This is a genomic window from Nitratireductor sp. ZSWI3 (genome assembly GCF_024655565.1).
GTDB lineage: Bacteria > Pseudomonadota > Alphaproteobacteria > Rhizobiales > Rhizobiaceae > Nitratireductor.
Genome location: NZ_JANKOF010000001.1, coordinates 182555 through 206137 on the forward strand (window position 1 = coordinate 182555; position 23583 = coordinate 206137).

At 64.1% G+C, this 23583-nt stretch carries 21 protein-coding genes; 8 read left to right on the forward strand and 13 right to left on the reverse strand.

The genetic code is table 11. The features are described from left to right. Positions 1-48: 48 nt before the first annotated feature. The 7 genes from NUU27_RS00895 to NUU27_RS00925 all read left to right on the forward strand — a co-directional run bounded on the left by NUU27_RS00895 (position 49) and on the right by NUU27_RS00925 (position 10241). Positions 49-2238 carry a bifunctional diguanylate cyclase/phosphodiesterase gene (locus NUU27_RS00895; RefSeq protein ID WP_257760142.1) on the forward strand — a complete coding sequence of 730 codons (2190 nt, stop codon included), beginning with the start codon at positions 49-51 and terminating at the stop codon, positions 2236-2238. A gap of 282 nt (positions 2239-2520) precedes the next feature. Further along, positions 2521-3201, forward strand: coding sequence for a LuxR C-terminal-related transcriptional regulator (locus tag NUU27_RS00900; protein WP_374565204.1), 681 nt, complete (start codon positions 2521-2523; stop codon positions 3199-3201). Positions 3202-3535: 334 nt separating this feature from the next. Then, positions 3536-4831, forward strand: coding sequence for a protein-glutamate O-methyltransferase CheR (locus tag NUU27_RS00905; RefSeq protein ID WP_257760144.1), 1296 nt, complete (start codon positions 3536-3538; stop codon positions 4829-4831). Continuing rightward, positions 4818-5459 carry a chemotaxis protein CheW gene (locus tag NUU27_RS00910; protein WP_257760145.1) on the forward strand — a complete coding sequence of 214 codons (642 nt, stop codon included), beginning with the start codon at positions 4818-4820 and terminating at the stop codon, positions 5457-5459. Before NUU27_RS00905 ends, NUU27_RS00910 begins: the two co-directional genes overlap by 14 nt. Continuing rightward, positions 5459-7078, forward strand: a complete 1620-nt coding sequence (locus NUU27_RS00915) for a methyl-accepting chemotaxis protein (protein ID WP_257760146.1) — start codon at positions 5459-5461, stop codon at positions 7076-7078. The genes NUU27_RS00910 and NUU27_RS00915 overlap by 1 nt, the downstream gene beginning before the upstream one ends. Positions 7079-7080: 2 nt before the next feature. Further along, a complete protein-coding gene (locus NUU27_RS00920; protein ID WP_257760147.1) occupies positions 7081-9204 on the forward strand; it encodes a response regulator in 2124 nt (707 codons plus the stop codon). A gap of 5 nt (positions 9205-9209) precedes the next feature. Beyond that, the gene (locus NUU27_RS00925) at positions 9210-10241 is read left to right on the forward strand and encodes a chemotaxis protein CheB (protein WP_257760148.1); all 1032 of its coding nucleotides are present in this window, start codon (positions 9210-9212) and stop codon (positions 10239-10241) included. Between the two features lie 40 nt (positions 10242-10281). Here NUU27_RS00925 and NUU27_RS00930 read toward each other — a convergent pair whose 3' ends face one another. The 8 genes from NUU27_RS00930 to NUU27_RS00965 form a co-directional block, all read right to left on the reverse strand. Beyond that, complete coding sequence (locus tag NUU27_RS00930) at positions 10282-11253, reverse strand: type II secretion system F family protein (RefSeq protein WP_257760149.1); 972 nt, start codon at positions 11251-11253, stop codon at positions 10282-10284. A gap of 9 nt (positions 11254-11262) precedes the next feature. Further along, on the reverse strand, positions 11263-12282 hold the full coding sequence (locus NUU27_RS00935) for a type II secretion system F family protein (RefSeq protein ID WP_257760150.1): 1020 nt from the start codon (positions 12280-12282) through the stop codon (positions 11263-11265). 12 nt (positions 12283-12294) lie between these two features. Then, complete coding sequence (locus tag NUU27_RS00940) at positions 12295-13710, reverse strand: CpaF family protein (RefSeq protein WP_257760151.1); 1416 nt, start codon at positions 13708-13710, stop codon at positions 12295-12297. A gap of 97 nt (positions 13711-13807) precedes the next feature. Then, the gene (locus NUU27_RS00945) at positions 13808-13981 is read right to left on the reverse strand and encodes a Flp family type IVb pilin (RefSeq protein WP_257760152.1); all 174 of its coding nucleotides are present in this window, start codon (positions 13979-13981) and stop codon (positions 13808-13810) included. Positions 13982-14242: 261 nt separating this feature from the next. Beyond that, on the reverse strand, positions 14243-14656 hold the full coding sequence (locus NUU27_RS00950) for a TadE/TadG family type IV pilus assembly protein (protein WP_257760153.1): 414 nt from the start codon (positions 14654-14656) through the stop codon (positions 14243-14245). A 5-nt stretch (positions 14657-14661) separates the two neighbouring features. Next, positions 14662-16407, reverse strand: coding sequence for an AAA family ATPase (locus tag NUU27_RS00955; RefSeq protein WP_257760154.1), 1746 nt, complete (start codon positions 16405-16407; stop codon positions 14662-14664). A 1-nt stretch (position 16408) separates the two neighbouring features. Next, the gene (gene cpaB / locus NUU27_RS00960) at positions 16409-17212 is read right to left on the reverse strand and encodes a Flp pilus assembly protein CpaB (RefSeq protein ID WP_257760155.1); all 804 of its coding nucleotides are present in this window, start codon (positions 17210-17212) and stop codon (positions 16409-16411) included. A 12-nt stretch (positions 17213-17224) separates the two neighbouring features. Beyond that, positions 17225-17737 (reverse strand): prepilin peptidase, encoded by a 513-nt coding sequence (locus NUU27_RS00965; RefSeq protein WP_257760156.1) that lies wholly within the window; start codon positions 17735-17737, stop codon positions 17225-17227. Positions 17738-17956: 219 nt separating this feature from the next. On the opposite strand from NUU27_RS00965, the gene NUU27_RS00970 reads away from it, so the two are divergent. After that, entirely contained in the window at positions 17957-19246 is a 1290-nt protein-coding gene (locus tag NUU27_RS00970) for a pilus assembly protein TadG-related protein (RefSeq protein ID WP_257760157.1), read from the forward strand. A 74-nt stretch (positions 19247-19320) separates the two neighbouring features. Here NUU27_RS00970 and NUU27_RS00975 read toward each other — a convergent pair whose 3' ends face one another. From NUU27_RS00975 to NUU27_RS00995, 5 genes are read right to left on the reverse strand one after another with little or no spacing between them, the layout of a single operon-like run. Then, the gene (locus NUU27_RS00975) at positions 19321-20064 is read right to left on the reverse strand and encodes a cytochrome c3 family protein (protein ID WP_257760158.1); all 744 of its coding nucleotides are present in this window, start codon (positions 20062-20064) and stop codon (positions 19321-19323) included. Further along, positions 20065-20562: a nitrate reductase cytochrome c-type subunit gene (locus NUU27_RS00980; protein WP_257760159.1), complete on the reverse strand. Its 498-nt coding sequence runs from the start codon at positions 20560-20562 to the stop codon at positions 20065-20067. Next, positions 20532-23036 carry a periplasmic nitrate reductase subunit alpha gene (gene napA, locus NUU27_RS00985; RefSeq protein ID WP_257760160.1) on the reverse strand — a complete coding sequence of 835 codons (2505 nt, stop codon included), beginning with the start codon at positions 23034-23036 and terminating at the stop codon, positions 20532-20534. The genes NUU27_RS00980 and napA overlap by 31 nt, the downstream gene beginning before the upstream one ends. After that, positions 23033-23296: a chaperone NapD gene (locus NUU27_RS00990; protein WP_257760161.1), complete on the reverse strand. Its 264-nt coding sequence runs from the start codon at positions 23294-23296 to the stop codon at positions 23033-23035. The genes napA and NUU27_RS00990 overlap by 4 nt, the downstream gene beginning before the upstream one ends. Next, positions 23289-23576, reverse strand: a complete 288-nt coding sequence (locus NUU27_RS00995) for a 4Fe-4S binding protein (protein WP_257760162.1) — start codon at positions 23574-23576, stop codon at positions 23289-23291. Before NUU27_RS00995 ends, NUU27_RS00990 begins: the two co-directional genes overlap by 8 nt. Positions 23577-23583 lie beyond the last annotated feature (7 nt).

A 23583-nucleotide genomic window follows, 5' to 3' on the forward strand; every position in this document is an offset into this window, starting at 1 on the left:
ATCAGCTCGCGAAACTCCCTTGACTGTTTCCGTTGTGAGCGATGTGGCATGACAAGCAAAGACCTTACCTCGCAGATCCGGGTAACCCTCGGCGTGCTCGCAGGCGTCGCCGCAGCGGGCGCGATCGCCATATCGATCGTTGCTTCGATCCGGATAGACCAGAATGTGGTCCTGAAGCAGCGAGAATTGGTCGAACATGCGCTCGAGGAGCAGATCGAGGCCGTTCAGCAACAGCAGAAAAGCATCACCGTCTGGGATGATCACGTCATTCACGCCCGCAATCGAGACCAGCTCTGGCTTGCGGAGAATGTGGGCGAATGGATGTACGATTATTTCGGACATGACCGCGCCTATGTGCAGGATGAGCACGGAAACGTCGTCCACGCCATGCGCGACGGAAAGACGATCCAGCCGCCGGCCTTCGGCGGCGATGAAGAGACGTTCGCGGACATCACGTCCGACCTCCGCCGTCGGCTGGTCCATCGCAAGGAAGCCGGCGATGGGGCTGAGCCTCTGTCCGATATCGCCGAGACGCGGGTCATCGACATCGACGGCACGCCGGCGATTGTGAGCGTGCAGCCGATTGTTCCGTCGACCAACCGGGTCTCGGTCACCGCCGGTAGCGAATATCTCTACATATCCATGAACCTGATAGACGAGGCGTTCGCGGGCATGATCGGCTCGCATATCCTGATAAAGGACATGCGCTATTCGGAGGAATCGCCGGAGGAATACGCGGATGCCACCGCTCCCGTCGTCGCCTCATCCGGCGAAACGCTCGGTTATCTCGTCTGGGACGCCGACCGTCCCGGCATCACCCTGCTCAAGCAGGTGCTGCCTGCCGGCATCGTGGCCCTTCTCGCGCTAGGCGGCATCGCCCTGTTTCTGGGTCGGAAGCTGCGTCACGCATCGCTCGAACTTCACGCCAGCGAGCGCCGGGCCCGTCACCTGGCTTCCCATGACGTCCTTACGCGGCTTCCCAATCGCGCCTTCTTTGAGGAAAGCCTCGACGGCGCGCTGGACAAGGTGAGCGCCGGCGAAGGCGAACTTGCCCTGCTTTTCCTCGATCTCGACCGCTTCAAATATGTGAACGACACGCTCGGCCACCGGGCGGGCGACGAACTCGTGCGTCAGACCGCGGTGCGGCTGAGGGCCTTGGCCGGCGATCGTGACACGGTGGCCCGTATCGGCGGCGACGAGTTCAGCCTCCTGCTTCCGGTGAAGAACGACGCGAATGAGGCGGCGATCGAACTGTCGGACAAATTGCTGGAGGCGCTTGCTGCGCCCTTCGAAGTCGACGGCGAACTTCTCCACGTCAGTGTCAGCATCGGCATTGCCGTTGCGCCGGCCGGCAGCCATGAGCGCCAGGAGGAACTTCTGCGCAAGGCGGATATCGCGCTGTACGACGCCAAGAAGCGCGGTCGCGGCTGCTACAAGGTGTTCTCGGACGCCATGGGGGACGTCCTGAAACAGCGGCGGCGGGTGGAAGCTGATCTGCGCAACGCGCTGAGCGAGGGGAAGGAACTCCGGCTCGCCTACCAGCCGCTCTATTCGGACGCGGGCATTGCCATCGGGGCCGAGGCGCTGCTGCGCTGGAACCATCCGGTCCACAATGCCATGTCGCCGATGCTCGTGGTCTCGGTCGCCGAGGAGGCGGGACTTATCATGCAACTGGGCGATTGGATATTGAGGGAGGCCTGCAAGATGCTTGCAAGGACCGACCTCCCTTTGATGTCGGTGAACGTGTCTCCTGTGCAGCTCCGTGACGAGCACTTTGCCGAGCGCTGCCTTGCCATCCTCCGCGAAGAAGGGATCGCGCCGCAGCGTATCCAGATCGAAGTCACGGAATCAGTGCTGATCGAAACCCCCGATCTCGCGGTGAAGACTTTCGAGCAGCTGCGCAAGGCTGGCCTCTCGATCGCTATCGACGACTTCGGCACCGGATACTCCTCGATGAGCTACCTGCGGAACTATCCCGTGGACTGCCTCAAGATCGACCGCTCCTTCGTGCAAGCGCTTTCGGGCAGCGATCAGGGCCGCGCTATCGTCGGTGCCATGATCGAGATGGCGCGTGCGCTGAAGCTGGGAGTGGTCGCCGAGGGCGTGGAGACCACGGATCAGCGGAACGTCCTGCGTTCGCTCGGCTGCAACGGGATGCAGGGTTACCTCTTCTCGCGCCCTCTCACCGGCGAGCAGTTTCTGAACAACCTGGCGGGGAAGCTGAAGATTTCGGCTTGAGCTGGGAGCGCCGTTAAGAAGGAGAAGCGGCCTGACGCTTCTCCCTGATGACCTGTATCGACCTTCGGCAGCTTGGGGACAGCCGCCCACGCGACTGTCTTGATTAACCTTGAGAGAACCGCAACTGCTTAGCTGGCTTCTCCTTTTGTTGCACAGAGGGAACCTTGTTGGTTACATTGAATTAATCCGGAAGGAGGAGGGCCGGATTAAAATGATGACAGTTCTTCGTTTTTCTTTTGCCGGAAGCCGGGAGTTATTCTTCCGGACGGCGACGCGATGACCGTGCCCGGTTCTCGGACCGCACTGGTTGCGGATGATGACGAGTTTTTCCGAATTGCCTTGCGCACGATCCTGAAGAGCGAGTTGGGATTCGCTGACGTGATCGAGACGGGGTCGCTCGACGAAGCGGTCGAGCAGCTCGCGGAGCACGACGAGATTTCCCTTGCGCTCTTCGATCTGGCGATGCCGGGCATGAAGGATGCAGGAAGTCTCGAGGCGGTTCGCGATTTTCGTGGCGACATGCGCGTTGCCGTCGTTTCGGCGTCGACCAGGAAATCCGACATGCTGACCGCGCTTTCCGCGGGCGTGCACGGTTACGTGCCCAAGGGGCTCGGCGCCACCGAGCTGGCTGCCGCTCTTGGGCGCGTGATGGACGGAGCGATCTATGTTCCCTCGGAAATCGCCGCCCGTGACAAGAGCGATGAGCCGAAGGACGTGCCGGAACCTTCACGGGAGCCGGGCAGCCACGCCATCGAGTCTCTGACGCGGCGCCAGCGCGAGGTGCTGATCCTTGTGGTCGAGGGCTTGTCCAACAAGGAAATCGCCCGAAAGCTGAGCCTGGGCGAGGGAACGGTGAAGATACATCTGGCGGCGCTTTTCCGCAGCCTGGGTGTCAGGAACCGGCAAGCGGCGGCCGCCGCCGGGGCGAGGCTCCTGTCGGATCGGGACGGGGAAGCCGACTGAAAAACCCTGCCGCCGGATGAAACATACGGCGTCCCCATGATCGGAGTCCGGCTCGCCATCTCCGTGAAACGATGGGCCGATCGCGCCACTAGGCCATCTGGCTGAATAGGCGACGTCGAAAAAGAGAGGCAGATATCGGACACATTAAAACGGTCGAAAGATGCGCTCAGTCACGACATCCCGGCAAAGTGCAGGACAGCATGGGCCAGCAGCGGAGCGGCTTCGGCAATGCATCGCTCCGCAGAAATGCTGCTGCGATCTCCTGGTCTCGCCCGTCGCCGCAGGGATGCAGCTCAACATCGCTCCGTTTCGCAGGCGCGTTCTGGCTCACCGCATGACGGAGCTCATGGAGCGGCACGGAATAGACCATCCGGCTTTCCTGCGTGAGCGCCTAAAGGTCGACCCGGCTCTGGCCGATGAAGTCATTGCAGAAGTGACCATCGGCGAGACCTACTTCTTTCGCGATCCCGCCCAGTTCGATCTCATTCGCGATGAGGTGCTGCCGCACCTGTTGCGGGCACGCCCGGAAGGCTCGCCGTTGAAGATATGGAGTGCAGGATGCTCGACGGGTGAGGAGGTCTATTCGCTCGCGATCCTCGCCGAACAGATGGGCCTCGGCGAAAAAGTGCAGATCATCGGCACGGATGTCTCGGGCAGGGCGCTGCACCAGGCGGCCGCGGCACGCTATCGCTGCAGCTCGCTGAGAGGGGAGGCCTCGAAGCGCGCAATGCCCTATCTCGCCCCGCATGGCGATCGCCTGCATCTGCGCGAGCATCTGAAAGGCAGAGCCAGGTTCTTCAAGTTCTGCCTGGGCAGGGATGAGCTTCCCGCACCAACCAGGGGGCTCGCGGAAATGGACCTGATCTTATGCCGCAACGTGCTCATCTATATGGAGCCGGACGCGATAAGACGCATCGCGCGCCAATTCTATCAATGCCTCGGAGACGGCGGATGGCTTCTGCTCGGGCCATCCGATCCGCCGTTGTGGGAGCATGCCCCGTTTGCCACATACGTCACACGCGCGGGCGTTTTGTACAGGCGTGGTGCACTGAGGCAATCCGACGATCTCGCCTGCGGCGAGGCACCAGCCCGTTCGAAAGCATCCGGTTCCGTCCCCGGCGATGCCCCCCCGGCGTTGGAGCGCATCGGCGAGGCGGCAACCATCAGCGCCCGCCTCAAGGAGGCAAGCCTCGGCTCAGCCGGCGAAGGCGCGATCGCGCGCCGCATCCGCTCTCTCCTGCACAAGGAGGCAACCGGCGAGGCCGCCGCACTTGCCGCGAAAGCGGTGAGAAAGCACCCGCTTTCTGTCAGGCTGCATTACCTTCATGGCAGCGCCCTGCTGGCGGCGAGGCAGTATGAGGATGCGGCAGCCGCGTTCCGGCGGCTGCTGTATCTCGACAGAAGCCTTGCGGCCGCGCATTTTTTCCTTGGGCGCTGTCATCTGCCCGGCAATCGCCAAGCCGCTCTGCACGCCTTTGAAGAGGCCCACGCGCTGTGCGTGAGGCGACCGCACGATGAACGCGTGGAGTTGATGGAGGATGTTACTGCCGGGCAGCTGGTCCTCCGCATTGGCAGCGAAATAGCCGATGTGCGGCGCTCGATCCAGGAGGGTTCTCATGTCGCCCGATAGGAACAAGGGGCGCTCCGTCGATTGGAGCGTTGTGCGCCAGCGGCTCACCCTGGCCATGGATGCGGTCACCAGCCTCCAGGATCCGGCCAACGAGATGCGGCGGCGCAAGCTCGAGGCCCGTGCCAAGGCTTTCGAGCGGTCCCGCGCCGCCGACCGGAGCGAGGTTGCGGCGGTGGGATCGGTTCATTTCGATCTGGCAGGCCGGCGGTTTGCGCTGGAAGCGGATTACGTTCACGAATTGGTGCCGATACGTTGGATAACGCCCCTTCCGAGAGCGCCGCGCTTCGTGATGGGGCTTTATGACCTGCGCGGACAAGTGTTTCCGGTCTTCGATCTTCAGATCCTTCTTGATCCTGGCACGGGTGGATCGTCCGCCTCGAATTGGGGGGTCGTTTGCGGGCAGCATCGGCCCGAGTTCCTGATCGCGACATCGGGCATAGCGACGATCACGGCAGGCGTTCCGCAGCCGGTCGCACCGGCTGAGGGAGTTGCGAGCGTCGCATGGATTCGCGGGACGGCCGCCGACAGCACGATCGTTCTGGACGGCGCCACGCTGGTCACGGACCCGCAACTGTTCCTCGAAGAGGTCAGGAGCACCGCTCAGGGCGAAGGAAAGGAAAAGGGATAATGAGCATTCTGCCAAGACGGAGCCTTTATGGCACCCTGGGCGTGCCGATGATCCTGTTCGTCGCCGCCTGGGCTGTCCTGGTGAGCTTCGGATTGGTGACCTTCGAAAAGGTTCGCTCCGATCTTGCGGTGACGTCCTATCTGGGCAGGGAGCACGTCTTTTACCGGTTGCTCTATCTGGCTTCCCGCTTGCCGAGCCCGACGGACGGGCAGACCGTCGCGGCCGATATGCGCAAAGCCATGGATCAGAATGAGAGCCTGCTTGCGATGATGATCAATGGCAGTTCCGAAGAGGGGTTGCCGCCGGCGACGGATCCGCACGTCTTGGCGGAGCTCGAGGAAAGCCGCCAGTATTGGTCGACGGCCATAAGGCCGGCGCTCGAAAATGCCATCGCGAACGCTCCCTTGTCGGGAGCCGAGATGGATCATCTGGAGCGTCTCGTGGGAGCCTATGTGACGCGGCTCAACCGACAGATCATCTTCATGGAGCGCGCCGCGGGCGCCAGGCTGGGGCAGGCTCGCCTCCTGCTCGTCGCCTCTTCCGCGGTTGTCGTCGTCGGCTTCTTCACCATGCTGCTGCTTCTCCACCATTTCGCCCAGCGCGCAAAAATGCTCGTCAAGACCACGCAGGACATAAGCGCCGGGAACATGGAGCAGAGGGCGCCCGAGAACGGCGTCGACGAGCTGGCACAGCTCGGAGCCTCGTTCAACGGCATGACAGCCAAGCTCCTGGCCATGATCGACAGCGAGCGGAACGATCGCACGAAGCTCGAGGAGCTTGTCGCGACGATTGCCGACACGGCGGAGCACCTCTCGTCGTCCGCAACCGAGATTCTGGCGGGCGCGTCGCAGCAGGTCGAGGGAATGCGCGAGCAGTCCACCGCGGTCAGTCAGACAACCACGAGCGTCGACGAGGTCCTGCAGACGGCGGAGCAGGCGACACAGCGTGCGGAAAAGGTCGCGGCTTCGTCGGAGACGGCTGTCAGCGTCAGCAGCGCCGGCCGCAAGGCCGTCGATGAAACGGTGGCCCTCATGCACGCCGTCAGCGACCGGACGGAGGCGATAGCGGAGGATATTCTCGCCCTTGCCGAAAGCAACCAGGAGATCGGCGAGATCATCACGGCCGTGACCGAGATCGCCGATCAGACGAATCTGCTCGCCCTTAACGCGGCCATCGAAGCCTCCCGCGCCGGCGATCACGGACACGGCTTCAGCGTCGTCGCAACGGAGATCAAGGCCCTGGCAGACCAGTCCAAGGCGGCGACCGACAAGGTCCGCCGAATTCTCTTGGACATCCAGAAGGGCACGAATGCGGCGGTGATCGGAATGGAGGAGGGGGCGAAAAGCGTCAGCCAGGCCTTGGAGAAGGTGAACGGGGCGGGCGAGACCATCAGGCAGCTCGAGGGCATCATCGCCGACGCCGCCAGATCCGCTGCCCAGATCGCCGCTTCGGCCGGCCAGCAGAGAACGGGCATGAAGCAGATTCACGAAGCGATGCACCACATTCAGCAGACCAGCGTGCAGAACCTCGCCGCGGTCCGCCAGGCGGAGCAGGCCGCCAGGGACCTCAACCGGTTTGGGGACCGCCTGAAGGCGATGCTGGACGGGCGCAAGGAATAGACATGGCAAGAAGCCTGATCGACAAGCAATTGATGGACATGTTCACACGGGAGGTGCAGGAGCGCGCGAGCGAATTCGAGCATCTGCTGCTTTCCCTGGAAGAACTGCAGGAGGTGCAGGCACGGCGGAGCGCGATGGAGCGGCTGCTGCGCATCGCGCACAGCCTGAAGGGCGCCGCCGGTCTGGTGGAGGTGCGCCCGGTCGAGGCGATCTGCCATAAAACGGAGGATCTGCTTGCCCTTCTCGTGCGAGAAGAACGCCCCGTCCGGAAGGATGAGTTCGATGCTTTGCTGGCAGCGGTAGACGCTGTCGGAGAATGCGGGCGCAAGCTGGCCGAAGGCGCGGGCCTCGATAAGACGTCGGTCCAGCCCGCCATGAATAAACTCCACGCCTCGCTGCAGGAGGCGCCGGGCGAGAAAGCCGCCGACGACGAAGCCGGGGCGGCTCAGGCAGGCAAGGCCTCCATGCCGCCCGTCCGTGTCACGGATCTCGACGGATCCATGCGGATTTCCGGAGAGCGGCTGGACACCCTTCTTTACCGGAGCGGGGAGCTGGTTGCGGCGAAATCCCGGCTCGCGTCGAAGGCTGCGGAAGCAAATTCATTGCGCGAGCAGGCGCGGCTCCTGCGTTCCTCCAACCAATCCCATTCGAGCACGCCCGTATCCCTGGAGCGCGATCTGCGGTCGCTGACTTCGGGTCTTGCAGAAGACGCGCGGCTGATCGGCAGTCTGGTGGATGCGCTTGACTATGAAATCCGGCGAGCGCGCATGCAGCCTCTCTCGGAAGCCTGCCAGGGGCTTCCCCGACTGGTCCGGGACCTCGGCGCGGCATCCGGCAAAACGGCGGAGCTGCGTATCATCGGCGGCGAGATCGAGATCGACAGATCGATTGCCGCAGGGCTTCAGGACTGTTTGCGCCACCTTGTCCGCAATGCGATGAGCCACGGGATCGAGACACCCGACATCCGCCGCAAGGCCGGTAAACCGGGGAAGGGCCGCATCGACATCTCGGCCACGCTGTTGGGCGACCGTCTTCAGTTGCACGTCGAGGACGATGGACGCGGTTTCAACGTCGCCTCCCTCGTCAGGGCCGCGCGTGATCTGGGCCTCCCTGAGCCGGTGGACGAGCGGCAGCGGCTGCGTCAGGCGTTCGAGCCCGGCGTGTCGACCTCGCCGGCGCTCACCGAACTGTCGGGCCGCGGCGTCGGGCTCGACATCGTGCGCGAGACGGTCGAGGCGCTGCGAGGGACCGTGGAGGTCGCGCACGCATCGAGCGGCGGCGCCGCCTTCACTATGACCCTGCCGCTGACCCTGGCCACGGTGCGGGCATTGGAGGTTTCCGTAGGCGGGCAGATCTTCGCCTTCGACACCGCTTCGATCCGCCGGGTAGGCAGGGTGCGCACCGCCGCTCTGCCGAAGGCGGGGCAACGGAACGTTCTCGATGGCGAGGTGCGAATCCTCGACCTGGCTGACTGGCTTGGTCTTCCGGCAGCAAGCCTCACCGAGATGCCGGACCATCGCCCGGTGGTCTTCATCGGGCCGGCCGGCGGCGAAACCGCGGTGATCGTCGACCGGATCGTCGGAAAAGAGGAACTTCTCGTGCGTCCGTTGGGCCCCCGCCTTGCGAATCTGCGCTGCTACAGCGGCGCCACGGTTCTGACCGACGGTCGCGTGGCGCTGCTGCTGAGCACCGCTGCACTGGCGGAGGCAGCCATGTCGGAGGAACTGTTCGGAACCGACGCCTACACACGTCCACTGCCGCCGGTGCGGAAAGTCCTAGTGGTCGACGATTCCCCATCCGTACGGATGCTCGAAAAGCTCATTCTCGAAGCGGCCGGCTATACGGTCGTTCTGGCAGCAGACGGATCAGAGGCCTGGAAGCATTTGTGCGAGCATGGCGCCGATATCGTCGTGGCGGATATCGATATGCCGGAAGTCGACGGACTCGAGCTGACCAGAACCATAAGACGATCCGGAAAGTTCGCCGGCCTGCCGGTCATTCTCGTGACCGGGCGGGATACGGCGGAGGAAAAGGCAGAGGGCCTGCAGGTGGGAGCTGATGCCTATATCGCGAAGAACGGTTTCGACCAGCAGCTCTTCCTGGACACGGTCCGCCAGGTGGGTTGATTTCCATGCTCCGCCTCCTCCTCGTGGCACGAAATGCGGAACTGCAGTCGCTTGTCAGGCGGACGGTCGATCATGACGAGGGCGTCGAATTGGTCGGCATCGCCGGAGGCCAGCAGGAGGCGATCGAAGAGGTAAAGCGGCTCCGGCCCGACATCCTCGTCATAGAGCCAAAGCTGGATGGCCTCGAAGGCGCGGACGTGGTGAAGGAGATCATGGTCGAGGCTCCCCTGCCGATCGTCATGATCTCTCCCGTTTCCGATCCCGACCTGGCGGGTCTTGCGATCGAGGCGCTGGCATCGGGAGCGCTGGCGATCCTTCCCGCGCCGCTGGAAGCCGACGGGCGGGTGGACGGGCCATCGGCGCGAAAATTCCTGTCGAGCCTCGCGGCCATGTCCCAGGTGAAGGTGGTGAGACGCTGGCGCACGCGAGGCAGCGCGCCTGCTCCTCAGGGCGCTCATCGTGAGCCTGTCCGGATCGTCGGGATCGTCGCTTCGACGGGCGGGCTGGCGGCGATCAAAACGATATTGAAGGGATTGCCGCCACAGTTCCCCGTGCCGGTTCTTGCCGTTCAGCACGTCGCGAGCGGGCATATGGAAGCGGTCGCCGCTTCGCTCAACGTGGAAACCGCACTCACCGTCAAGGTCGCGGCAGACGGCGATATCCTCGCGCCGGCGACGGTCTATCTGGCGCCGGACGGGCGTCACATGGGTGTGAGCGGAAAGAAGCGGATCCGCATAGCGGACGATCCGCCGCTCGACGGCTTCCGGCCGTCGGGGACATATCTCTTCTCCTCCTTGGCAGGCGCATTCGGCGATGGATGCCTCGCCGTCGTGCTCACCGGGATGGGCAGTGATGGTACCGAGGGCCTCAAGGCGATCCGCGCCGCCGGCGGCCTGGCCATGGCTCAGGACGCCGCGAGTTCAGCCGTGTTCGGGATGCCCAAGGCGGCCATCGATTCCGGTCTGGTCGACCGCATCGTGCCCTTGGGCGAGATGCCCGCAGACATCGCGCGCCTCGCCGGCCTCGCCGTTTCCTGATGCGGTTGTCGATCATGCGACCAAGAGGACGCATCGCCACCTATTGAATGCCGGCGATCTGGATCGCAGCGGGTGTGATGATGACCGCGAAGAGAACGGGCAGGAAGAAGACGATCATCGGCACGGTGAGCTTGGGCGGCAGGGCGGCCGCGCGTTTTTCGGCCTCGCTCATGCGCATGTCCCTGTTTTCCTGCGCCATGACACGCAAGGCATGCCCCAGCGCGGTGCCGTATTTTTCTGCCTGGATCAGGCTGGTCACGACGGCGCGCACGCCCTCCACTCCGGTCCGCTTGCCGAGATTCTCATAAGCCTGGCGGCGGTCCTGCAGGTAGGACAGCTCGGCGGTCGTCAACGCCACCTCCTCCGCGATCTCCGTGGATTGGGTGCCGATCTCCTCGGCAACCTTGCGGAATGCGCTCTCGATGCTCATGCCGGCTTCCACGGTGATCAGCAGCAGGTCGAGCGCTTCCGGCCAGGTGCGGCGGATGGCTTTCTGGCGCTTGGTGATCCTGTTCCTGATGTAGATGGCCGGAGCGAAATATCCGAGCGCTCCGATGGCGGCGGCAAGACCGAACACCGCGAAGACCGGTACCGCAGGCTTCAGCAGGAAGAGGAAATAAAGCGTGGCAATCGCAAACATCACGATCGGAGCGATCAGTCTCACGGCGAGGAACGTGGTCACCGGCGCGCTGCCGCGATAACCGGCCATCCGCAACCTGTCGGCGATCCCGCTGTCCTCGGCCTGCTTGGCAAGGTTGAAGCGCTCGACGATCGTCTTGAAAAGCTTGCGTGGCTCGCTGCGCAGCGACTTGGGCTTGTCTTCCGGGGCAAGGCGCGCCCGCTCACGCTTGCGCAGCAGCTCACGTTCGTTCTCCACCTTGCGCATGCGGCGGCCGAGATCGTCACGGAACAGATAGGGCCACGACACCACGACGACGGCCGAGAATGCGGCAATGGCCGCCATGACCGCCGAGAGATGGTCGGGAGCGGGGATATAGGAGGTGAAACCCATCTCATAGCCTCAGAAATCGAAGTTGATCATCTTGCGCATGACAAGGATGCCCATGCCCATCCAGAGCGCACAGCCCACGAGCACCAGCTTGCCGGTCAGGGTCGTGAACAGCAGCGACATGTAGTCGGGACTGGTCACATACACGGCCGCGGATACGAGAAACGGCAGCGCGCCGATAATGCCGGCGGATGATTTCGCCTCCGAACTCATCGCCTTGATCTTGGCGCTCATCTTCTTGCGTTCGCGCAACACCTTGGAGAGGTTGCCGAGTGCTTCCGAGAGGCTGCCGCCGGTGCGGCTCTGCAGCGCGATGACGATGGCAAAGAAGTTGGCTTCCGGCAGGGGGACGCGTTCCCACAGCCTTTGAACCGCTTCGTCGAGAGGGATCCCCAGGGTCTGGTCCTGGACGATCGACACGAATTCGCTGCGGACCGGCTCCTGCGCCTCGGTCGCGATCACGCGCAGGCAATCTCCCATGGGCAGGCCGGATTTCAGGCCGCGCACGATCACATCGATGGCATTGGGGAACTCCGCCGTGAAGCCCTTGAAACGCCGTTTGCGCAGCATCCCGACATAAAGATGCGGCAGCAGCAGCCCGCCCGCCACGGCAAAGCCGAGGGAGACGAGCATTCCGGCTCCAGAGACAAAGGCAAGCAGCAGGGACGCGGCCCCCGAGACGGCGCAGGCGATGTAATAGCGCTTCGTCGACCAGCTCAGGCCCGCCTGCCTGATCCTGCCTGAAAGCGTTGGCTTGCCGGCCTTCCTGCTCTTCGCCTTTTGTTTTTCCTCGAGCTCCCGCAGCGTCTTTTCCACCGATCTGCGGCGGTCGCGCTCCTCGTCGGCCGAGGGTGCGGCACCCGCTTCAGCATCGGCGGTCGCCAGACCCTGAAAACGCCGCTTGAAGGAACTGGGCTGGGCAAGCCGCGGGTAAAAGACCGCCGCGGTCACTCCTGCGACGCTCAGCGTCGCGAAGGCGAACACCACAATCGGAAAGAAGGTCGGTCCGAACAACGAACTCAATTCAGTCATCACACCGTCCTCTCAGGCTGCCGCTTTCGTTTCCGCGGCGTCCAGCGCCGCCGCAAGCCGGGCCTCCTCGCCGTAGTAGCGAGCCCGGTCCCAGAAGGCCGGACGGCCGATGCCGGTGGAGCGGTGCCTGCCGATCAGCTTGCCGTTGGCGTCCTCGCCGAGGATGTCGTAGACGAAAAGATCCTGGGTGGTGACGACGTCGCCCTCCATTCCCAGGACCTCGGTGATGTGGGTGATGCGGCGCGAGCCGTCGCGGAGGCGGGCGGCCTGGACGATCACGTCCACCGATGAAACGATCATCTCGCGAATGGTCTTCGAAGGCAGCGCGAAGCCGCCCATGGTGATCATGGATTCAAGGCGCGAAATCGCTTCGCGCGGTGAGTTGGCATGCAGCGTTCCCATCGAGCCGTCATGGCCGGTGTTCATCGCCTGCAGGAGATCGAAGGCCTCCGGCCCGCGCACCTCGCCGACGATGATGCGCTCGGGCCGCATGCGCAGGCAGTTCTTGACGAGGGCCCGCATGGTGATCTCGCCCTGTCCCTCGATGTTCGGCGGCCGCGTTTCCAGGCGGACCACATGCGGCTGCTGCAGCTGAAGCTCTGCCGCGTCCTCGCAGGTGATGATGCGCTCGCCCGGTTCGATGTAGCCGGTCAGGCAGTTGAGCAACGTCGTCTTGCCCGATCCCGTGCCGCCGGAGATCAGCACGTTGCAGCGGACGCGGCCGATGATCCTCAGGATCTCGGCCCCCTCCGGCGTGATCGAACCGAAGCGCACGAGCTGATCGAGGGTCAGCTTGTCCTTCTTGAATTTGCGGATGGTGAGGCTGGGTCCGTCGATCGCCAATGGAGGTGCGATGACGTTGACGCGCGAGCCGTCCGCCAGGCGCGCATCGCAGATCGGGCTCGATTCATCGACGCGGCGGCCGACCTGGCTGACGATACGCTGGCAGATGTTCAGAAGCTGTTCGTTGTCGCGGAAGCGGATGCTGGTCTCTTGCACCTGCCCGCCCACTTCGATGAAGACCTGCCCCGCACCGTTGACCATGATGTCGGCGATGTCGTCGCGCTTGAGCAGCGGCTCGAGCGGGCCGTAGCCCAGAATGTCGTCGCAGATCTCGCCGAGCAGCGTGTCCTGCTCGGCCTGCGAGAGGCCGGCCTTCTTGGCGGCGACGATGTCGTTGACGATCGCACCGATTTCCTGGCGGGCCTGAAGCTCCTCCATCGTCGACAAAGCAGCCACGTCGATGGCGGCGATGAGCGTGCTGAAGACGTCTTTCTTCAGATGGTAGTAATGGTCCGGTTTTCCCGCGGAGATGCGCGCCGGTGCTGCCGCCGGCTTTTGCGGCAGGCGTGCCGGTTCCGGCTCGGCGATCGGAAGAGCCTTGCTTTCAACGGACTGAACTTGCGCGGCGGATTTTCTGCCAATCATTGCTCTTGTCCCGAACGTTTCCGCACAACCGGTACCTGGAAAAAAGGGGGGCCGTGCGCCCCCCGTATTGCCCTTCCAGAAAAGCCGGAAGCTTCCTTTAGAGGGTGGGGTTCAGCCGGTTGGCGATCGCCTGGAACGTGTTGCTGACGTCTGTGCCGACGAGGCCGACGGCCGTGATGATGACGACGGCGATGAGGCCGGCGATGAGGCCGTATTCGATCGCGGTCGCGCCGGATTCATTCTTGGCGAAGCGGGTGACGAGGTTCTTCATGATTCGATCCATCTACTGGTTGCTGGGTTGCGCCGACACCACCATGGATCGGCGTCACAGGCTGTCGGTCGGTTGCCTCATCGCTCTGTGTGAGCCTCATATAGCTGCGTTAACCATGGCGCTCCATTCAGCCTGATGGCCGACCGCTTTGGCGCGATCTTCGGCCACATGGCCTAATACGCCTGCTCGGGTCGGCACGGCGGATGCCGTGCGCACGTCATTCGTCCGGCTGGGGTCTTCGAAGCTGCGCGATGCTGGGCTTCAGCTTACCGGAATGCGTCTGGAGACGCTGAGAGCGAGAGGACTGTCGCTGACGCCCGGTACGAGGAAGGTGAACGGATAGCGGATCGACAGCGTGCGATACGGCACGCCGTCGACGGTTTCTACACCGACCGCGATCTGCAGCTGATCCACATCTCCGTCGAAAGCGTCACGAATGGCGTTTTCAAATCCGATGGCAGCCTCGCTCGCAGAAGCACCGGCAGGTATCTGACCGATCAGCACCTTACGGGCGGCGACGTCCGCCGCATAAGCCAAGTCGTTGCGTATGAAAAGGGCGCGGCCGAACTCGACGACGCCGAGGCTGACCAGGAGCAGGGGCATGCAGACGATCGCAAATTCGACCGCCGCCGCCCCCGACCGGCATTTCGCGAGGCGATTGAGCGCGCGCAGCATGGGCATCACTGAATCTGGATTTCGGCGGACGAACTCAGCCGGAAATCCGCCAGTATCTCCGGCAGCGACATGGCGTCGTAGGTCTTCGAAGCCTGTAGCCGGTAGAACACGAACGGCGCTGCCGAGCTTGCACAGGAAACCGTGCAGGCCGGCGCGTCGGCAGGCGCCACGTCGGCGTTTTCCGGGCAGGCGCAGTAGCGTTTCACCAGGTCGAAAGTGACCCCCGCAGAGGTTCCTGTCTGCCCGAGGGTGGATTCCATCACTTTCTGCACTGCGGCCTCGCCCGGATCGGACATTGCCGCCTGTGCGCCGGCGCGCAGCGCGTGGTCCATGGCCGTGCGTTCATGAAGGGCGAGCCCCACATCCGCCATTGCCACCAGCGAAAACGCCAGGACCGGCGCGATGAGCGCGAATTCGACGGCGGAAACACCGCTCTCGGACGAAGCCAGTTCCGCCGCCTTGCCGTTGGCAAAAGGCAGCTTGTCCTGCCAGCGGCGGCGCCTGAATGTTCCCAGGAACGCCTGCAGCTGGAATTTCTTTCCGCTTCTCTTGTCACGCTGGCCACTCACCCGCCACGCCAGCTCGCTCATCGCCCGCGCAGCCTTCGAGCCACGGGCGACTTTCGTCACCATACGGCCTTCGTTGGCAGCTTTGCCGAACGCCGGCGCGTCGAACGGCACCGTCACCCATTGCTCCACGCCGACCGCCGCCGCAAAGTCCTTGAGCTTGACTTCCGGCAGTTTCGGCGTGCCGACGCGATTGAGGACGAGCCGTGGGGGCGGATCGTTTGGTCGGGCCTTTTTGAGAAACTCGATGATGTTCTTGGCATTGCGCATGCTCGCCAGGTCCGGCGTTGCGGTTATGACGATCTCATCCGCGCTCAGCAGCGCCTTCTTCGTCCACGGGGTCCAAAGATGCGGAATGTCGAGGACGAGATGCCACGAACTCGATCTGGCGACGTCCAGCAGCCGGTCGACGTCTTCCTCTTTCAGGTTGAAGGACCTGTCGAAGGCGGCATTGACGGGCAGCAGGTGCAAACGTTCCGAGTGCTTCACCGCGATACGCTTGAGCAGGACTTCATCGACGCGATCCACGCCGTCGATGACGTCCGCCATTCCCTGGGGCGCATCGACGTCGAAATCCAGGCCGACTGTGCCGAATTGCAGGTCGAGGTCGGCGACAAGGACGTCGGCGTCCGACCGGTCCACCATCGCGGCGGCCACGTTGTGGGCGATCGTGGAGGATCCGCTGCCTCCTTTGGCGCCGATGAAGGCGATGATGCGCCCCAGTTTCTGCTCGACCGAATTGCGGAAGCAGCGCGACACAGCCTCGACGAACGCCATGGGCGCGACGGGGGCGACGAGATAGTCGTCCACGCCCGCTTCGACGAGCTCGCGATAAAGATTGACGTCGTTGGAAGAGCCGATGACGATCACCTTGGTGCCGGCGATGCATTCGAGCGCCAGCGCTTCGAGCTCCGCCATGAGCTTTCCATTCTGCTCATGGCTTTCGACGACGACGAGGTTCGGCGAGGGTGTGCCTCGATAGAAGGAAGCAGCCTCGGCCATGCCGCCGTCGCGGACCGACAGGCTGGCCCGCACCATGCGGCGGTCAAGCGCGCCGGTGCGGATCGCCTCTGCCAGATCCGCGGACCTGCAGAAGGCGGTGATGTCGATCTTCGGGATCGTGTGCAGCACCTGAGGCGCGTTGATGGGATCCATGTCCCGTTCTTCAATTGCGATCTGGGTCATGTCAGCTGCCTTCACGGCCGAAAGAGGGGAACTCGACGGTCCTCAAAGTGTCGCCGCCGAAAATCCGTATGGTCCTGGTGCGCTTCGCTTCCGCCATGATTGCGGTGGGCTCGGCCTTGTCGGAGGCGGCGCGCAGGGCCAGCGAGATGGAGCCCGACGCTTCGGCTGCCGTGATCAGGGGAATCTGCTGCGGATCCACCTCGAGCGTGGCGGTCTTGCCGACGACGGGAGCCCCGTCGCTCACGCCGGTCGCGGTTTGATCGACAGCGAGAACGCGGATGTTGGAGAGGATCGTTCGGCTCGACACTTTTTCCCCGCCCTCCTGTCCGGAATTCACCCTGGTGTGGATGAGATCCACGCGGTCGTTCGGCAGGATGAACCCCCCTGCCGTGCTCTCGGCCGTAACCCGAACGGCAATCGCACGTTTTCCTGAGGGGAGCTGACCGGACAGGAAGCCGGCGCCCGGCTGGGCGAGCCGGTCGTCACGGATCGGCTCGCCGGCCACGAATCCGCCGCGCACCAGTGAGCCCTTGAGCGCCTCGGGTGCGTCCGGCTGCGCAGCACGGCTCATGAAGACGGCCGGGACGTCTCCCGCCGTCCACGGCTGCCAACGCAGATCCGTTTCCTTGAGCACGGTTCCATGCGCAAGGTTGGATGCGGCCACCAGCACTTCCTTGTCGGGCGCCGCCACCTCGTCGGTGACGACGGCCGCGGACGCGGTCGGCTGGCCGGCCGTTCCCATGGCCAGCCATGCGGCGACACCGCCGCAGGAAAGCGCCAGGACGAGAATGAGGATACGGAACATCTCTTTGCCTCGCTAGATAACGGCTGAGAAGGACGGGCTATCGGCCAGGAGCAGGAGTGCAGCGACCGACAGGGCGACGCCATAGGGAACGCCGTGCGAGGCCCCGAGCAGCCGCCCTGTCCATGCCGCCTGCTGCAGAAAACCGGGCAACGGCATCCGTCGGAGCTGGATCAACGCCAGGGTGAACAGCGCACCGACCACCGCGACGTAGAGGAGATAGGTGAATGCCTGATCCGCGCCCAGCCACAGAACGGCCACCGCGGCAAGCTTCGCGTCGCCCCCGCCGATCCAGCCAAGGGAGAAAAGCAGGAAAGCGCCTGCAAGCACGATCGCCGCGACGGACGCGGCCGTGAGCATCTCGTCGGATCCGACCCCGGCAAGGGGCGCGAAAACCATATAGGCGGCGGCCAGCAGCAGCACGAGCCGGTTTGTGATCGTCATCGTCGCCACATCCTTCAGTGCGGCATAGATCATGCCGCCCGCGAAAAGGAGGAGTGCAGCCCATGCTGCAAAGGTGGAGATCATCTCGGGCTCCGGTAAGGTTTGAGCGGGAGACGGCACCGATGAACGATGGCGAGCCCGCAGTTGCCGGCAATTTGATGCTTGGCCGCCGAAAGCGCCATTCAGCCTGATGGTCTAATGCCACGGGCCGTCCCGTCGGCGGGACTAGGCCGTGTGGCTGAATCGAGCAGGAGCGTGCAAACCGCTATATCGGCGGCCATCACTGCAATGCCGGAGATGGCTATGAAGCTGCATTCCCGCACCGCGAAGCACCGAAGCCGGCCGGGCCTCCCCGGCAGGCTGGCCCGAGACGAAAAGGGCGCGGTGGCCGTCGTCGCGGCCATCGTGTTTCCTGTGGTCATCGGCGCGATGGGGCTCGGTGCGGAAACCGGCTACTGGTTTCTCAAGCAGCGTAAGCTGCAGCATGCGGCGGACGTGGCCGTCTATGCGGCCGCGGTTCGTTATCGTGCCGGAGACGCCCAGGCCGCGATGGAAGCGGCCGCCCTGCGCACGGCGCGCGGCACCGGCTATCAGCCCGACATAGGCACCCTCTTGGTGGAGCCCTCGTCGGGATCGACGACAACGAGCGGAAAGATCTCGGTTGAACTGACCGAAACGCATGCGCGGCTTTTCTCCTCGGTCTTTTCCAGTGAACCGCTCGTTCTTGCCGCTCGGGCCGTCGCCGAGGTGAAGGGCGGCTCGAAAGCATGCGTCCTCGCGCTCTCGACGTCGGTCTCGGGCGCCGTCACCGTGACGGGATCGACGGACGTGAAGCTGACGGGATGCAGCGTCGCCGCGAATTCGACTGCGACGGATGCGTTCCTGATGCGGAACGGCAGCGCCCTCATGTCGACCGACTGCGTGTATTCCGTCGGCGGAGCGATCACCACAACGGGCCTGACCTTGACCGGCTGCAGCCAGCCTGTGGTCTCTGCTCCGCCCGTCTCTGACCCCTTTGCCGACATCGTCGAACCGGACGAAATGCAGATCGACCAGCTTCCTTGCCGGTCGCTGTCCCACATCTCGACCTCAACCTATTCGTTCGACACGTTTCCCACGGGCGAGGAGGCGCTTCGTTTTTGTGGAGGGCTGGACATCAAGGGCACCATCGTCCTCAAGCCCGGTCTCTACATCATCGACGGCGGTGAGCTTACGGTGACGGCAGGGGCATCGCTTACCGGCAATGGCGTGACCTTCCTGCTCGCCAATGCGGCAAGGGCCAACCTGACCGGAAATTCCGACATCACGCTTTCCGCCCCGACAACCGGCCCCTATGCCGGCTTGCTGCTGTTCGGCAGTCGCCTTGGAACGGGCGTTGGTCATACCGTCACGGGCAACACCGAATGGAGCCTGCAGGGTGCGATCTACACACCGACCGGAGCGATCGATTTCACGGGCAACTCCACCGTGACCGGCGGGTGTCTGCAGATCGTCGCCGACCGCGTCACCTTCACCGGCAACTCCACCATGGAGACCTGCACCGACGAGGCGAACAAGATCGTCGTCGGGCGGACTGTTGCGATCGTGGAGTGACCGTCCGCAATCATCGAAAAGGCGGGCTGCAAGCGGCATTCGCCGAAACGCAACTGCCGGCCCCTCCCGAGCGATTATTCGGATGTCGCCCCGGCGGCGGGAAGTTCCATTTCGGGGAAGCGGTTTGCCTTCTGTCCGGCGAGCAGCACCCAGTTTTGCAGAGCGTCCAGCTCGGAAGACTGCGGCAGTTGCTCGCCGCGCAGATCCGGCGGCACCTGCCAGCCCGGATCGATGCCCTCCATGTTCGGCAATTCGTGCGCGATACCCTTGTGGCAGTCGATGCAGGTCGCCTCGCCGGACAGCAGGTAGCGCGTGTGGATCTCCGCTGCCCGCGCCGTCTGCCGCGACAGGTCCATGGCCACCGAGGAATGGCAGTTGCGGCACTCAAGGCTGTCATTTGCTTTCAGGCGCGCCCATTCATGCTGGGCGAGTTCGAGACGCTTGTCGAGAAACTTGCGGCGGGTGCTGATCGTCCCGAAGATCTTGCCCCACACCTCCTTCGACGCCTGCATCTTCCGGGCGATCTTGTCGGTCCATTCATGCGGTACGTGACAATCCGGGCATGAGGCGCGCACACCTGACCGGTTGGCGAAGTGGATGGTGCGGGTGAGCTCCTCGTAGACGTTGGTCTCCATCTCGTGACAGGAGATGCAGAAGGCCTCGGTGTTGGTGATCTCGAGTGCCGTGTTGAACGCGCCCCAGAAGATCACGCCCCCGAGAAAGCCGCCGAGCGTCAGGAACCCCAGGCTCAGCGTCGCCGCCGGCGTGCTGACGAGCGACCAGGCCCAGCGCACGACCCGCTTGATCCGCCCGAGCACCTATTCGTCTCCCGCATGCTCGACGCCCAGCTCGATCATGTCCTTGAAGACGTTGTCGACGAGCGGGGCGGTGTCGGCCTGGGGGACGTGACAAGCCGTGCAGAAATAGCGGCGCGGCGAGACATCGGCCAGCATCTGGCCGTCGCGGTTCATGTAGTGTGTCACGCTGATCATCGGTGCGCCGGAGCCTTGCGTGAACTCGCGCTTGTGGCAGGACAGGCAGCGGTTTGTGTTGACCGACAGCTGATAGCCCTGGATGGAATGGGGGATGACCGGCGGCTGTTCGGGATAGGCGCGCATCTTGCGCACGTCGTCCGTGACCCAGCGGGGAATGGGATCGGCCGCGACATTGTCCATCGGCGGATTGGCGCCCGAAAGTTCGGGAACCGCGCTCATCTGGGCAAGGGCCGCTGAGCCGGTGACTAGGATCGACAGGAGCGCTGCGAGAGCGTATTTCTGCCGCGCGCTCAGGCGAGACGTTCTATCTTCACCGCGCATTTCTTGAAATCCGTCTGTTTGGAAATGGGGTCGGTGGCATCCAGCGTCACCTTGTTGATGAGTTGGCTGGCGTCGAACCAGGGCACGAAGACGACACCGCGCGGCATGCGGTTGCGGCCCTGCGTCTCGATCCTGCTTCTGATTTCGCCGCGCCGCGAGACGACGCGCACCTCCATGCCCTGGTTGAGGCCTTTGCGGCGCGCATCGTCGGCGTTCATGAAGCATACGGCACCCGGAAAGGCGCGATAGAGCTCGGGAACGCGCATTGTCATGGAGCCGGAATGCCAATGCTCCAGAACGCGCCCGGTGACGAGCCACAGGTCGTATTCATCGTCCGGGGACTCCGCGGGCGGCTCGTAGGGCACGGCGAGGATGACCGCCCGCCCGTCCGGCCGGCCGTAGAACTTCACGCCTTCGCCGGGCTTCACGTAAGGGTCGTGTCCCTCACGGTAGCGCCAGCGCGTCTCCTGGCCGTCGACCACCGGCCAGCGCAGGCCGCGCTCCTGGTGGTAGCGGTCGTAGGGCGCCAGATCGTGCCCGTGGCCGCGCCCGAACTCGGCATATTCCTCGAACAGGCCCTTCTGTATGTAGAAGCCGAATTCGGTTGCTTCGTTGTTGGCGTATTCCGGGTCCAGCTCGTCGAGCGGGAAGCGGTCCACCTTGCCGTTGCGGAACAGGATGTCGAACAGCGTGCGCCCGCGATAGTCCGGGTTCGCCGAGAGCATGTCCTCGGGCCACACCTCGTCGGTGGTGAAGCGCTTGGAGAATTCGGCGAGCTGCCACAGATCCGACCGCGCCTCGCCGGGCGCCTGGACGAGCTGGTGCCACACATGGGTGCGCCGCTCGGCATTGCCGTAGGCGCCTTCCTTTTCCACCCACATGGCGGCCGGCAGGATGACGTCCGCCGCCATCGCGGTGACCGTCGGATAGGCATCGGAGACGACGATGAAATTGTCCGGATTGCGGTAGCCGGGATAGGTCTCCTGGCTGTTGTTGGGCGCCGCCTGAAGATTGTTGTTGACCTGGATCCAGTAGAAATTGAGCAGGCCGTCACGAAGCATGCGGTCCTGCTGCACGGCGTGGTAGCCCGGCTGATCCGGCAGCAATCCCTCGGGCAGCCCCCAGATTTCCTCGGCATGATGCCGATGCTCGGGGTTTGTCACCACCAGATCGGCCGGCAGGCGGTGCGCAAACGTTCCGACCTCGCGCGCCGTGCCGCAGGCCGAAGGCTGCCCGGTCAGCGAGAACGGGCTGTTGCCCGGCTCGGAGATTTTTCCGGTCAGGAGATGGATGTTGTAGACCATGTGATTGGCCCACACGCCGCGCACATGCTGGTTGAAGCCCATGGTCCAGAGCGACATCACCTTCTTTGCGGGGTCGGCGTAAAGCTCGGCCAGCTCCTCCAGAAATCCCGGGTCGGCGCCCGAAAGCTCGGCCGCCATCTCGAGCGTGTAGTTCGACACGAACTGCTTGAAGGTCTCGAAGTCGATGGGCTCCATGCGGCCGGGATCGGAGGCGCCGGTGGCGTTGATCTCGAGCTCGTGCTCCGTCCTGAGCCCGTAGCCGATGTCGACGACGCCGCGCATGAAGGTGGTGTGGTCGTTGATGAATCGCTCGTTGACCCGGCCCGTCTGGATGATGTGGTTGGCGATGTAGTTGAGGATGGCAAGATCCGTCCCGGGCTTGAAGATGATCGGGATGTCGGTCAGGTCCATCGAGCGGTGGGTGAAGGTGGACAGCACCGCGCAGCGCACATGCGGATTGCCAAGCCGGCGGTCGGCGACCCTGGTCCACAGGATCGGGTGCATCTCGGCCATGTTGGAGCCCCACAGGACGAAGGCGTCCGCGTGCTCGAAATCGTCGTAGCAGCCCATCGGCTCGTCGCTGCCGAAGGCGCGGATGAAGGCGGTCGCCGCCGAGGCCATGCAATGGCGGGCGTTCGGGTCGAGATTGTTCGAACGGAAGCCTGCGCGCATCAGCTTGGTCGCCGCGTATCCCTCGAAGATCGTCCACTGGCCGGAACCGAACATGCCGATGGCGGTCGGCCCCTTGTCGCGCAGCACCTGTTTGCACTTGTCGGCCATGACGTCGAAGGCCTCGTCCCACGAGACCGGCTCGAAGTCGCCCTCCTTGTCGAAGACGCCGTTCCTCTTGCGCATCAGCGGCGTGGTGAGGCGGTCTTCGCCATACATGATCTTGGACAGGAAATAGCCCTTGATGCAGTTGAGGCCGCGGTTGACCTCGGCCTGCATGTCGCCGTGGGTGGCGACCACCTGGCCGTCCTTGACGCCGACCATCACGCCGCATCCGGTGCCGCAGAAGCGGCACGGCGCCTTGGACCATTTGATCTCCAGCGCGCTGACCCCGCCGGGAACGGGTTGTGCGGAGGCCGGGAGCGCTATTCCCGCCGCTGCCGCCGCGATGGCTGCCGCCTGCGCCTTGAGCACGTCGCGTCGGGTCGGTTCGGCCGTCATGATGGTGTCTCCTCCAGTTCCTCGACATGTTCGAACACCATGTTCGCGGCGATGACGCCCGGGGTCAGGGCGATCGATGCCAGCCTGTCGCCCAGCTCTCCGGTGCTGCGCCCTTCCATGACCACGACGATGCGCGCCGCATCGTGAGCGTGGACCTCGGTGGCCTGCATGGCGGAGATCGCGGCGATCACGGCCTGGGCGCGTTCCGGCCGCACGCAGACGACCGCGCTCGATACATGCAGGAAGGACCGCTCAGGCATGGACAGCCTCGCGATGCTCCGGCATCAGGCTGATCGCCCCGACCGGACAGGTCGTTATGCATCGCCCGCAACGCGTGCAAAGGTCGTCTGCGAGTTCGGGAACGAACAGTCTGCCTGGCCCCGGCCTGAAACCGATCGCGTCCTCGGGGCAGGCATCGCGGCAGGCCATGCAGGCCACGCCCGAGCGGGCCAGGCAGGCATCGGCGATCTCGATCGCTGCCTCGCCGCCGGCCGCCCCGGATGTGCGCCAGTTGCCGGTCAGGAAGAGCCTGCGGTTCATGGGCGTG